This window comes from Paenibacillus timonensis (assembly GCF_022427145.1).
Lineage (GTDB): Bacteria > Bacillota > Bacilli > Paenibacillales > Paenibacillaceae > Fontibacillus > Fontibacillus timonensis.
This window is the reverse complement of record NZ_JAKSXN010000033.1, coordinates 21425-34461: the sequence shown is the minus strand read 5'-3', so window position 1 is coordinate 34461 and position 13037 is coordinate 21425. Positions and strand designations below refer to the sequence as shown.

Annotated in this window: 11 protein-coding genes; 2 read left to right on the top strand and 9 right to left on the bottom strand. The window is 53.1% G+C overall.

Annotated features, from left to right (window positions below; genetic code table 11):
* Positions 1 to 167: 167 nt before the first annotated feature.
* Positions 168 to 2783 carry a bifunctional acetaldehyde-CoA/alcohol dehydrogenase gene (gene adhE / locus MJ257_RS14260; RefSeq protein ID WP_240269864.1) on the bottom strand — a complete coding sequence of 872 codons (2616 nt, stop codon included), beginning with the start codon at positions 2781 to 2783 and terminating at the stop codon, positions 168 to 170.
* A gap of 440 nt (positions 2784 to 3223) precedes the next feature.
* On the opposite strand from adhE, the gene MJ257_RS14255 reads away from it, so the two are divergent.
* Positions 3224 to 3940 carry a Crp/Fnr family transcriptional regulator gene (locus MJ257_RS14255; protein WP_178022904.1) on the top strand — a complete coding sequence of 239 codons (717 nt, stop codon included), beginning with the start codon at positions 3224 to 3226 and terminating at the stop codon, positions 3938 to 3940.
* A gap of 158 nt (positions 3941 to 4098) precedes the next feature.
* Here the strand turns inward: MJ257_RS14255 and MJ257_RS14250 are convergent, their stop codons facing one another.
* The 8 genes from MJ257_RS14250 to MJ257_RS14215 all read right to left on the bottom strand — a co-directional run bounded on the left by MJ257_RS14250 (position 4099) and on the right by MJ257_RS14215 (position 12007).
* Complete coding sequence (locus MJ257_RS14250) at positions 4099 to 4881, bottom strand: formate/nitrite transporter family protein (protein WP_240269863.1); 783 nt, start codon at positions 4879 to 4881, stop codon at positions 4099 to 4101.
* Between the two features lie 90 nt (positions 4882 to 4971).
* Positions 4972 to 5319: a nitrite reductase small subunit NirD gene (nirD, locus tag MJ257_RS14245; protein ID WP_240269862.1), complete on the bottom strand. Its 348-nt coding sequence runs from the start codon at positions 5317 to 5319 to the stop codon at positions 4972 to 4974.
* 32 nt (positions 5320 to 5351) lie between these two features.
* On the bottom strand, positions 5352 to 7787 hold the full coding sequence (gene nirB, locus MJ257_RS14240; RefSeq protein ID WP_240269861.1) for a nitrite reductase large subunit NirB: 2436 nt from the start codon (positions 7785 to 7787) through the stop codon (positions 5352 to 5354).
* Between the two features lie 248 nt (positions 7788 to 8035).
* Positions 8036 to 8719 (bottom strand): hypothetical protein, encoded by a 684-nt coding sequence (locus tag MJ257_RS14235; RefSeq protein ID WP_240269860.1) that lies wholly within the window; start codon positions 8717 to 8719, stop codon positions 8036 to 8038.
* 271 nt (positions 8720 to 8990) lie between these two features.
* Positions 8991 to 9557: an FAD-dependent oxidoreductase gene (locus MJ257_RS14230; protein ID WP_240269859.1), complete on the bottom strand. Its 567-nt coding sequence runs from the start codon at positions 9555 to 9557 to the stop codon at positions 8991 to 8993.
* A gap of 58 nt (positions 9558 to 9615) precedes the next feature.
* Positions 9616 to 9933, bottom strand: coding sequence for a winged helix-turn-helix transcriptional regulator (locus MJ257_RS14225; protein WP_068785129.1), 318 nt, complete (start codon positions 9931 to 9933; stop codon positions 9616 to 9618).
* Between the two features lie 228 nt (positions 9934 to 10161).
* Entirely contained in the window at positions 10162 to 11244 is a 1083-nt protein-coding gene (locus tag MJ257_RS14220) for a Gfo/Idh/MocA family protein (RefSeq protein ID WP_240269858.1), read from the bottom strand.
* A complete protein-coding gene (locus MJ257_RS14215) occupies positions 11237 to 12007 on the bottom strand; it encodes a sugar phosphate isomerase/epimerase family protein (RefSeq protein WP_240269857.1) in 771 nt (256 codons plus the stop codon). Before MJ257_RS14215 ends, MJ257_RS14220 begins: the two co-directional genes overlap by 8 nt.
* Positions 12008 to 12192: 185 nt before the next feature.
* On the opposite strand from MJ257_RS14215, the gene MJ257_RS14210 reads away from it, so the two are divergent.
* Positions 12193 to 13017 (top strand): AraC family transcriptional regulator, encoded by an 825-nt coding sequence (locus tag MJ257_RS14210; protein ID WP_240269856.1) that lies wholly within the window; start codon positions 12193 to 12195, stop codon positions 13015 to 13017.
* Positions 13018 to 13037 lie beyond the last annotated feature (20 nt).

Sequence of the window (13037 nt, the reverse complement as noted above, 5' to 3'; positions counted from 1 at the left end):
TTCACAACTTAGACAATTATTGTGCCCGGCCATCAGGTCCGGGGTTCCACTCCATCATCTCTATGAGGGATCATTTATATGGTAATCATAGCTTAATTGCCCTAAAAAGATTGTGACAAATATCACATTAAGTGATATTTGTCACGTTTTCAAGCGGGTTTGTTCACTTATTCTTCAAATCTTCCGTAGAACGCGTCGCGGTATACGTCAGCCAGCTCGGTTACGAGCGGCAGCTTCGGATTCGCCGTCGTACATTGGTCTTCGAAAGCGCGGTCCGCCAGGTAATCGACGCGCGATTCAAAGTCCTTCGCATCGAAGCCAAGCTCTTGGAACGTTTCCGGAATACCCAGCTTCTTGTTCAGGTCGCGGATCGCTTTGATCAAGCTCTTCACGCCTTCTTCCGTCGTGCGTGCCGGCAAGCCCAGGATGCGGGCGATTTCCGCGTAACGCTCGTCGGCCACGAAGTTCGTGTATTTCGGCCATGCGGCGAATTTCGTTGGTTTCTTCGCATTGTAGCGGATAACGTGCGGCATCAGGATTGCGTTCGTGCGTCCATGCGCCGTGTGGTATTGACCGCCCCATTTATGCGCCAAGCTATGGTTGATGCCGAGGAACGCGTTGGCGAACGCCATACCAGCCAGTGTCGAAGCATTGTGCATTTTCTCGCGGGCCAGCTTGTCGCCGGTCAGCGCGGATTTCTCCAGCCACTCGAACACCAGTTGAATGGCTTTGATCGCCAGGCCGTCCGTGAAGTCGTTAGCCATCACCGATACGTAAGCTTCGATCGCATGCGTCAGTACGTCCATCCCGGTATCGGCTACCGCTACTTTCGGCAAGCTGTAAACGAACTCTGGATCGATGATCGCTACGTCCGGCGTCAGCTCGTAATCGGCCAACGGGTATTTCGTGTTGCCGTTGACTTTATCCGTAATAACCGCAAACGAAGTGACTTCCGAACCGGTACCCGACGTTGTCGGAATCGCTACAAACTTCGCTTTTTGGCCCAATCGTGGGTATTTGTAGATCCGTTTACGAATATCCATGAATTTTTGTTTCAGGTTATGGAAATCGGTATCCGGATATTCGTAGAACAGCCACATGCCTTTCGCAGCATCCATCGGTGAACCGCCGCCCAGGGCGATAATGCAGTCCGGTTGGAATTTGGCCATCAGCTCAGTACCGCGTTCCACCGTTGTTGTCGATGGATCCGGCTCAACGTCCGAGAAGACTTCGATGGCCACCGGCGTCTGGCGTTGGCGCAGATAGTGCTCGACTCTTTCCACATAGCCCAGTTTAACCATCATCGGGTCGGTAACGATCAGCACGCGGGAGATGTCCGGCATTTTGGCCAGGTATTGCGTCGAATTTTTCTCGAAGTAGATTTTGTTAGGCACTTTAAACCATTGCATATTCACGGTACGACGATTCACCCTTTTCACGTTGATCAGATTGACGGCCGTGACGTTCGACGAAGTCGAGTTGCGTCCGTACGATCCGCAGCCCAGCGTCAGCGACGGCAGGTTCGTGTTGTAGATGTCGCCGATGCCGCCTTGCGAAGAAGGCTGATTCACCAGGATCCGGCAGGTTGGCATCCGGTCCGAGTATTTCTGGATGACTTCTTCATTATTCGAGTGAATTACCGAGGAGTGGCCCATGCCGCCGAATTGAACGACTTCCAGGGCACGTTCGATGCCTTGCTCCGCGTTTTTCACTTTGTAGCAAGCGAGCACAGGGCTCAATTTCTCAGCGGACAACGGGAACTTAGGACCCACCCCTTCGATTTCGGCAACCAGAATTTTCGTTCCGGCCGGTACGTCGATGCCGCACATTTCTGCGATCTTCACGGCTGGTTGGCCGACGATCGAAGGATTTACCGCGCATTTGTCGGCGATGATGGCGCCCGCGGTCAGCTTGGCCGCTTCGTCTTTATTCACGAAGTAACAGCCGTTCGCGATCATTTTCTTCTTCACTTGGTCGAAAATCGGTTCTTCGATAATGACGGCTTGTTCGGATGCGCAAATCATGCCGTTGTCGAACGTTTTGGACAGGATCAGGTCGTTGACCGCTTGATCCAGGTCCGCGCTCTTCTCAATGAAGCAAGGAACGTTACCAGGGCCAACGCCCAAGGCCGGTTTGCCGCAGCTGTATGCGGCTTTTACCATGGCGGAACCGCCGGTAGCCAGGATGCAGGCGATGTCAGGGTGATTCATCAGCGCGTTCGTGCGGTCCATGGAAGGATTTTCGATCCATTGGATGCAGTCTGCAGGTGCCCCGTGTTTAACGGCGGCTTCGAGCAATATTTTAGCGGCTTCCGTGCTGCAGGCTTGAGCGGATGGATGGAAACCGAAAATGATCGGGTTGCGTGTCTTAATGGCGATCAGAGATTTGAAGATGGTGGTCGACGTCGGGTTCGTGACCGGGGTAATCCCCATGATGATCCCAACCGGCTCGGCGATTTTTTGGAAGCTGTCGTAAGGATTGTCTTCGATCACGCCTACCGTTTTGTCGTACTTGATGCTGTGCCAGATATACTCGGTAGCAAACATGTTTTTAATGATTTTGTCCTCGTACACCCCGCGGCCCGTTTCTTCAATCGCCAGTTTCGCGAGATGCATGTGTTTGTCGAGCCCGGCCAAAGCCATGGCTTGCACGATGTTGTCGATTTGCTCTTGATCCATGCTCATGAAAGCTTCGGATGCTTTCTTCGCTTTGTCAATCAAGGTCTGAATGTAATCTTGTGCGGTTGCCTGCGCTTTTGGAGCCACTTCGTTTTTAACGGCCATCTCTCTCATCCTCCTAAGATTGGTTAAGGCTTTGCCTGCAATGACGGGCGATGATTACATCGTGAAAAATTTCACTTGCAAGCTTACCCTTATGAAGCTTATGTGCTTCTCTTTATGTCTTGATCATAGCACAGGGTTTCGTCTTTGTATAGTGAATTTTTTCACATACTTTAAAAAAGTTGAAAGTTTTCACTTGCCATGATTTTATTTTCATATATACTTTACAATGTGCGAAATATCCGACAGGCATTTTTGTTGGGAAAAGCCCTTGATATTGCGCCTTGCATAACGCATTTCTATCATCCGACAAAGTGAATTTTCTCACAATGTTGAAATTTCGACACTTTTTCGGGCTTTACGGCCCCCAAAAAAACGAAAAAACGTTATATAATTAATTTAAAATTTTCAGAAAAATTTGGAGTACAAAGGGGAAATCAATGATGAGTGAAATCTTAAATGCCACCCTGCCCCGCGGTAATACGAGCTGTTTTACAGAGCAAAACTTCAATCGCCTTCTCGTTACGATGAAAGACAAAGCATATCCCGAGGGGACGCATTTGTTCTGGGAAGGTGACTTTTCCGATAAACTGTTCTACATCAAACGCGGCCGCGTGAAGTTGACTAAATCGACGGACGAAGGCAAGGAATTGATCCTTTACATGTATGGACGCGGTGACATGGTCGGTCAAGCCGACCCGTTCTTCAGCTCGAAGCACAGCTTCACCGCCGAAGTCATCGAAGACTGCGAAATCGGCGTCATCGAGCAGAAGGATCTGGAAATCATGATTTGCCAGCATTGCGATTTCGCCATCGATTTCATGAAATGGATGGGCATCCATCACCGTTTGACCCAGACCAAGTTCCGCGATTTGATGATGTACGGCAAACCGGGCGCCCTTTGCTCGACGTTGATCCGTCTCAGCAATACGTACGGCGAACAACACGGAGATACCATTCTGATCAACAAGAAGATCACCCACACCGACTTGTCCAACATGATCGGGGCAACGCGCGAGAGCGTCAACCGCATGCTGAGCGACCTGCGCAAGAAGGACGCGCTGGAGTACGAGAACGGCATGATCGTGATCAAAGACCTCGTGATGCTGCAGGATATTTGTCACTGCGAGCTGTGCCCGAACGAAATTTGCCGCATCTAATCGCCGGCAGCTCCCACCTCATAGACCCTAGCTCTAGCTAATCGAACCGTCCCTTCTTTGGTGGGCGGTTTTTTGCTTTGTTCTTCTTCGCGCAAAATAAATCCCCCAAGCTCGTCGGGTAGTGGACGAGCTTGGGGGATTATTCTCGTTGACCCGCCCTATGCTTTTTTACGAACGGGCGATATGAACCAGTAAGCCATGCCGACGAACACGGCGCCGCCCACCATATTGCCCAGCGTGACCGGTACCATGTTGTGCAGCCAACCGGCGACCGTAACCGTATCCGGATGGTTCGGCAGCAGCAGCGACAAGCTAAGCAGGGTCATATTGGCCACGCTATGCTCGTAACCGCTCGCGATAAACGCATAGAGACACCACCAGATCAGGACCAGCTTGGCGATATCCTCCTTGGCCCGGTTCGCCATCCACAGCGCCAGACAAACGAGCCAGTTGCACAGAATCCCGCGGAAGAACAGTTCCGTTACCGGGGCACCCATCTTTTTCGCCGAGGCGGCAAAGATCAAATGCTCCGGCGCGGCCGTCTTGAACAAGCCGCTGCCGACGATCAGCAAGCAGAGCACCAGCGCGCCCGCCAGGTTGCCAAGAAAGACGAGCGTCCAGTTCTTGGCCGTATCGCCGACCGTCGTCCGCTTCGCAAGCGTGCTTGCCGTAAAAAACATATTGTTGCCGGTAAACAGCTCCGAGCCGGCAAACACGACCAGCGTCAGGGCCAGCCCGAAAGACATCCCCATCAGCATCGTTTGATACGGCGATTTGACCGCTGCCAGCGGCCCGCCGATGCTGAAGATCAAGATAATGCCCAAACCGACGTATGCGCCTGCCAGCATCGCCGACACAAAATACCTAGGCAGGCTTTCGTTCATCTTTTCCTTTTTCTTGACCGCCGTTTCCACGATTGCTTCCACATTTGGCGTAAACATAGGTGTTCCTCCCCCAAAATAACTTGTTTCGTCTTCCCTTCCAAAAATAGCGCGGCGACCTTCCGATCACCGCGCTATCGCTTGTTGCGTTTATACTTGCTGCAGCTCGGCTGCGGCAACCAAAACTTGCCCGTCCTCCACCTTAACCGGGAACATCGCAACCCGGCCGGTATCCGGCGCTTGAACGAGCCCGGTGGTCAGGTCGATTTTCCAGTCGTACAACGGATCGTACAGATAATGACCCGAGACGATGCCCTCCGCTAGTGGCCCGCCCTTCGGATGCGGATTCTGGTTGAGTGCCGCAAAAATGCGGCCATCCGACGTACGGAACACGGCGATCGATAGGTCGCCCAGCTCCACGACACGTCCGATCTGCGGCAGGAAATCCTCCAAGGCGCCGACAGGGTAGAACGTTTCGCCATTCATCTCCAATTTCATGCTCCATAACCCCTTTCACTTTAGACGCGGTTCTACAACTGGTTGCTCATTTCCAACGAATGATACAATTTGCCGCGCTGCTCATCGTCGTTCAGTACCTTTTTCCATGGATCCGTCACTTGTTTCAAGGCAAATTCAATCCGTTCCATAAGCGCTTTGCGGTTCTCGGCGTCGTCGACGACAACCGAGCGGATGTGTTCAAGCCCCATCCGTTCTACCCACTCCGATGTTCTCTCTAGGTAGTTGCCGGTTTCGCGGTAATACTGCATAATCGCGCCGCACAGCTCGATCAGTTCCTCATCGGTTTTCACTTTGCACAGCGAATCCGCCAAACGTGCCTTGATCCCGCCGTTGCCGCCGATGAAAATTTCCCAACCACCGTCATTGCCGACGATGCCGATATCTTTGGTGCACGATTCGGCGCAGTTGCGCGGACAGCCGTTCACGGCCATTTTGAATTTGGCCGGGAAGTCAAGCCGCTCAAACTTGCGTTCCAACAGCGCGCCCATGCCCATCGAGTCCTGGGTGCCGAAGCGGCAGAACTGCGAGCCGACGCAGGTTTTCACCGTACGCAGCGATTTCGCGTAAGCATAACCCGACGGCATATCCAGCTCCGCCCAAACTTTAGGCAGATCCTCTTTCTTCACGCCGATCAGGTCAAGCCGTTGTCCGCCCGTGACCTTTACGACTTTGACATCGTATTTCAAGGAAACGTCGGCGATTTTCTTCAAATCTTCCGGCGTCGTTACGCCGCCGTACATCCGGGGCACTACCGTATACGTACCGTCCTTTTGAATGTTGGCATTCATCCGTTCGTTGACGAAACGCGAAGCCTTTTCATCCTCATGCGTATCCGGGTAAATCATCCCCAGGTAGTAGTTGATGGCCGGCCGGCACTTCGAGCAGCCTTCCGGCTGCGACCATCCGAGCACGTTCATGACTTCTTTGGTTGTCTGGAGCCCTTTCGCCTTAATCTCCGCTACGATCTCGTCGCGGCTTAGCGAAGTACAGCTGCAAATGCCCTGTTTCGCGGTTTGCGTGAAGCCGTCGCCAAGGACGAATTGCAGGATTTGCTCGACGACCGGTTTACAGCCGCCGCAAGAACGGGTTGCTCCGGTGCAAGCCTTGATCTCATCCACCGTCGTCATACCCTGATTCACGACGCAATCGACGATCGTGCCTTTGGTAACCCCGTTGCAGCCACAGACGATTTCATCATCGCTCATCGTTTCGACCGAAGTCTTTTTCTTGCCTCCGCCGCCGCAGCAACCTCCGCCCATCAGCGACTCGTACAATTCGTCGGTCATCTCCGCGCCTTGCTTGATCAGCTTCTGCAGCTCGGCCGAATCCGAGATGTCGCCGAAAAGTACCGCCCCTACCAGCTTGCCGTCCTTCAGCAGGATTTTCTTGTACGTACGTTTCCAATCGTCCTTGCTGGCGATCACCGTATGCTCCGGCCCGTCGATAAACTCGCCGGTGGAGAAGACGTCCACGCCGGAAATTTTCAGCTTGGTCGATACGACCGAACCTTCATAAGGAGCCGTCTCCACGCCGCTGATATGTTTCGCCATCACGATCCCCTGTTCGAACAGGGGCGCTACCAGACCGTAACAAGTCCCGCGATGCTCGGTGCATTCGCCAACCGAATAGACACCTTCCAGCGAGGTTTGCATGTAGTCGTTCACTACGATCCCGCGGTTCACTTCCATGCCGCTAGCCTTGGCGACGGCAACGTTCGGCTTGATCCCGACGGCCATGACCACGAACTCCGCCTCCAGCTCCGTGCCGTCGGCAAAGCGCAGGCCGCTGACCCGGCGATCGCCGAGCAATTCCGTCGTTTGCGCGCCCATCTTGAACTTGATGCCTTGACGCTCCAGCTCCGCCTGCAGCATGCCGGCAGCCTGATGGTCCAGCTGGCGTTCCATCAAGTCTTCCATCAGATGAACAACCGTCACATCCATGCCAAGCTGCACGAGCCCCTTCGCCGCTTCCAATCCAAGCAGCCCGCCGCCGATGACGGCCGCTTTCTTGAAGGTTTTGGCCGCCTGCAGCATCTGCTCGCAGTCCGCGATATCGCGGAAGCCGACGACCCCCTCCTTATCGCTGCCCGGGATCGGCAGAATAAACGAAGTGGAGCCGGTGGCGATCAGCACTTTATCGTACGGAACGCGTTGCCCGTTATCGGCCACGACCTCTTTGGCTTCGGCATCGATGCGCTCGACCGTTGTCCCCATATGCAACGTAATGCCATTGTCTTTATACCAATTCAAATCATTGAGCACGATGTCGTCCATCGTTTTGCTGCCTTCCAGCACATACGACAGCATAATCCGGTTATAGTTCGGATGCGGCTCGCTTCCGAAAACCGTAATGTCAAATTTCGTAGTCAACTTCAGGATTTGCTCCACGGCGCTGATGCCGGCCATTCCGTTTCCGATCACGACCAGTTTCTCTCTGTCAGTTCCCATGTTCGTTATGCCTCCTCCAATAAATACCTGGATCTTTAGCGTTCTTAGTGATAAGTTTGATTGTTCAATTTTTAAGTGATGCTCCCAGTATATATTTAAAATTGAAGATAACTTGTGATTACATTCACATTAATTGTGAAAGTTTGAACAAACTTTTGTCATAACTATTTTGATAATCCTATTGAAATCGAAAAAATCCGCACCCCGGTGATGACCAGGAATGCGGATTCCTTGAAGGCAAATCGTGCCTACTCTTTCGGTTTTAAGACAATTTCCACGTTGTCCTGCGGTTTTAATCTCATGTCCAGCCCGGTATCCAGCAGCTTCTTCCCATTCACCTTTAGAATCCATAGCTCATTCTCCATAGGCGTATACCCGCCGACGGAAACGATGGATTTATTGTTGGGGGTAAACTGAACGATCCCGCTGCGTTTCAACAGATCCCTGACCGTGGTGTTGTCATCATATTTATTGACGAAATATTTCTTCTGGCTGCCCCCGTCGATAATCAACAGCAAAGAAGCTTGCTGCGGGATCGCCTCATAACTGTCGATCGTCTTGACATAAACGAGCAGCTTGTCGCCGACTTGCAAATCTTGATCCCAACCGTTTGAAACCAGCTCTTTGTCATTCAATCGGGTGCCCCATTCCAGCGTGGAATCCAGAGACACTTCCCCAACGGATTGAATTGCGGTCTGATCCTCCGTGAACCTGACGATCCCGCTGCTCTCAAGGGCACGACGTGCCGTTAACCCTTCCATATAATCGTAATGCAGACTGCGCGTCACGTCGGGGATAAAAGTACCCCCGTCGATCGTCAACGTGATATCGTGAGGCTCTTCTTTCTCGGTTCTCAGCGTTTCCGCCGGCGCCGGTTGATCGGTAATTTGGCCTTGGGCGCACGCCGACATGATTAATGTTATTCCTGCCATCCATCCAACAAGCCATCGCCATCTCTTGCGCATTGCCGCCCCGCCTTTCTCCTATCATTGTCCCAACTCGGGCAATGGAATATTCCTTATCTTTAGGATAACGGACAAGGCGCAGGTTCTCAAATTTTATGCCGACGACGGCTGGAGGATGTTAGAGTATCCCTTGTTCAGCGTAACGCGGAAATAACACGTTATTTTCGAGATGCACATACGTAAATGTCATAATGAAAAGGCCCCCTAGCTAAGGAGGCCTACCGTATGTTCATATTTATTACTTAAGTACGTCGTGATCCACGTAACGCTCGCCGTTCAGCTCGCTGATGAGCTCGATCGCAACCTTCGCGCCGTCGCCGGCGGTGATGATCGTATGCACGCTTACTCCGGCTACCGTTCCCGCCGCCCAAACGCGCGGAATGCTCGTACGGCCTTCGCCGTCCGTAGCGATCACCGTTTTGATTCTAGGCTCGCGGCCTTCCTTCAGCTCCAAGCCGATAGCGCTTGCAAGATCGGTTAACGCGCCGGTGGCCAATACGATATGGGACGCTTCGTAACTGCGGCCGGATTCGGTCTTGACGGTCACTTTCGATCCGCCGTTGGTATCTACGCCCGTCACTTTTTCCTCAATGAATTTCGCGCCGAATTTCTCCGCTTGCTCCCGCCCGATCTTCAACAGATCCGGTCCGGAAATCTCCTTCGCGCCGTAATGATTTTCGATCCATGCCCGTTTGGTCATGCTGGCGTTGCTGTCCAGAACGAGCGTCTCTTTGCCCGCTTTGGCCAAGAAAAGCGCTGCGCTGGCTCCAGCCGGTCCTGCTCCGATAACAATTACCTCAGCCACAAGTACACCCACTTTCTATTGTATTCATGCCGCCCGCTCGCCGGTAACGGCATGCCGATCACTTGATCCACTCGGTCGCCCAGGCCTGAACCTCATCCATGACCGGACGAAGCGCCCGCCCCTTCTCGGTCAACTCATATTCAATCCGAACCGGCGTCTCAGGATAAACATGACGGATCAAAATCCCTTCACATTCCAAATCCTTCATCCGCTCCGACAACATTTTATCGCTCATGGAAGGAATCTGATTGGAAATATCCTTGAATCGTTTCGGCCCGCTCATCAGCGTATTGATGATCAATCCGTTCCAACGCTTGCCTAGAAACGAAAAAGCCGATTCAAACCGCGGACACATCGCATGAGAATGCTCATCCATAAATTTCACCTCGTTATCATAGCCCGCCTAAAGGCACAAAACTTACATTTTGTTAGTATATTTCATATTAGCACATTTGTCCTTGGAAAGTAAGGGGGTACCCGGGTGATTTAAAAAAACGGCCGCCCAAGGCGGCCGCTAATATAGTATATTACGCTGGTTGTAACTTATACCCACCACATTTCGGCAGCGAGTTCCTTCCCTGTTTCTTCCCGGAGCTTCCGTCGATTAATCAAAATAGACCGTTTTTCCGGTTCGCGCCGACTCGTAAATGGCCTCCAAAATTTCCGTCACGACTAGCGCTTGCTCCGGCTTGACGAGCGGCTCCTTGTCCTCAAGAATCGCCTGCACCCAGGCTCTCGCTTCGCGCGTGGCATCAGTTTCCTGCTTGCCTTCGTAGAAAGCGACACCGCCCGAACCGAGATCGATCTTCGTCTCATACAAACGGCTCATTTTCTCGCCGTTGATGCGCAGGCCGTTCGTCATGTCCGCCCCGCCTTCCGTACCGCACAGCAGCGTTTTGGCTTCGCCAAAATCAACGACGTTCAGCGCCCAGCTCGACTCGAGGATGATCGTCGCCCCGTTCTTCATCGTGATAAAACCAAATGCGGAATCTTCCACTTTGAATTCCTCGGGATTCCAAGGCCCAAACGCGTTAGCCGCATCTTCGCGGTTTCCGAGTTTATGGAAGACGGAACCGGTCACGCTTTTCGGCTCGTAATTGTTCATCAACCACAGGGTCAAGTCCAGCGCATGGGTGCCGATATCGATCAACGGACCGCCGCCTTGCTTTTCCTCGTCCAGGAACACGCCCCACGTCGGCACGGCCCGACGGCGAAGCGCCAGTGCCTTGCCGAGATAAATGTCGCCAAGTTCGCCGTTCTCGCATAGCTCCTTCAAGTACAAGCTGTCGCTGCGGAAGCGGTTCTGGTAAGCGATCGTCAGCTTTTTGCCCGTGCGTTTGGCGGCATCCAGCATTTGGCGGGCCTGCTCGGCCGTCTTGGCCATCGGCTTCTCACACATCACATGGCGGCCCGACTCGAGCGAGGCAACCGTGATTTCGGCATGGGAATCGTTCGGCGTGCAGACATGCACGACTTCCGCGTCGCTCTCCGCCAACAGCTGACGGAAATCGGTATAGACCTTGGCACCCTCCGTGCCGTATTGCGCTGCGGCTTTAGTTGCGCGCTCCTCGACGATATCGCAGAACGCAACGATTTCCACTTCAGGTTGTTGCGCCAGGCTTGGCAGGTGTTTGCCGTTCGCAATCCCGCCGCAACCGATAATCGCGACTTTCAACGTTTTAGACATGAAGATTCCCTCCTTTATTCGCGTAAGCACGGACCCATTCCATGCTGGTTTTGATGCTGTCCAGCGAATCTCCGGCGCAATAATCCTGCTCCACGATCAGCCATTCGGCCCCCGCAGCGACCGCCGCGTCCCCGATGGCCGTGATGGCGATTTCCCCCTTGCCCAGTTCAACCGTTTCCGGCGAGCCGTCCGCCTTCTTAATCAAGTCCTTCCAGTGTACCAGCGGCAGCCGCCCCTGATAGGTAGCGATGTATTCCAGCGGATTCGCCCCTGCGAAGGCAACCCAGCAGGTGTCGAGTTCAACCTGCAGCAAGGACTCGGGCACTTGCTCGTAAATCGCGTCAAGCACCGGCTTGCCGTCATGCTGCAACGTCAACTCGAAATCATGGTTATGATAGCAAAGCACCAAACCCTCCGCTTTGCAGCGTTCTCCGAATGTTTTCAAATCTTCGATGATTTCCGGCCAGCGGTTGCGATCTTCCTCCGCCAAATACGGAACGATGATATAGCGGCTGCCAATCGTTTTATTGAAAGCCAACTCCTCTTCCAAGGCTTCCTTCAGCCGGTTATACGGGGTATGCGCGCCAATCGCGGTTAATCCCGTTTCCTGCAGAATTTCCTGCACCTGCTCTACCGTGCGGCCGTAATAACCGGCAAACTCCACGCCTTTATAGCCAAGCTCCGCTACCTTGCGCAGCGTCCCCTCAAAATCTTTCTCCAAATGATCCCTTACCGTATACAATTGCAAACCGACCTGCGTCATTTTCGTTCACCTCATCCATCGTTGTGGTATAACCTGGAACTCCGCTCACGCCAAGCTAATTGTCAACCGATTGAAGCGCTTTCCATGTACCATGGTATTTCAAAACGCTCCATTGTAAAATGAATAATATGATTGAAACATGAACTATCTGGTCATTATTTTTGAGGACCCTGTGGAGGATACCAATGAATGAAGATGCAAACCTGCAAATTTTGCATGCCGGCTATGCCTTGCACCGCAAGCCGTTCCACACGACGCAACCGGACGGGCACGAAAATTACCTGATTCGCCTGCAGACGCTGGGCAAATGCCGCTCGCGGTTAAACGGGCGGCTGGAGCTGCTGGAGCCCGGGGATTTGCTGCTGTTTGCTCCGGGGGATCCCTACGAGCTGAGAATCGAGGCTGAACCTGGCGGTACCGGAGATACGGCGGTTTCCAGCGGAGACTATTATATATTTCTGTCCGGGGAATGGATTGAAGCCTGGTGGCACCGCCGGCCGCTACCCCAACGCCTGAAAGTCCCTTTGTCCGAGGGCATCGTGGGGGCTTTCCGGCAGATCATGTTGGAGCAGCGCCGCATCTCCAATCCGGCGCCGGAAATATCCGGGTATTATTTGAAAATCCTTTGCCTGGAGATCGAACGGAATTTGCTGGAGCAGCCGCAGCCCGCTTATCCTACCTATCTTGCCCACCGCTTGAAAAATTATATTGAAGAAAACGCGTCCTCTGCCATTAAGCTGGAGGACGCCGCCAACCACGTCGGCATCAGCGTATCGCGGGCGGTGCATCTCTTCAAGCAGGCGTTTGGCACCAGCATGATACAATACACGCTGGAAGTGCGGCTGAACATGGCGCGGGAACGAATTATCTTCAGCCCCTTGTCGCTCGAGCATGTCGCGGAAAGCTCGGGTTTTCCCAGCTATAACTACTTCCATAAAGTGTTCCGCAAACGGTTTGGCATGTCTCCCAAGCAATTCCGCCAAACCGCCCGGGATAACGGCGGCGCTTGAGCTAATGCCCCAAAATGCAA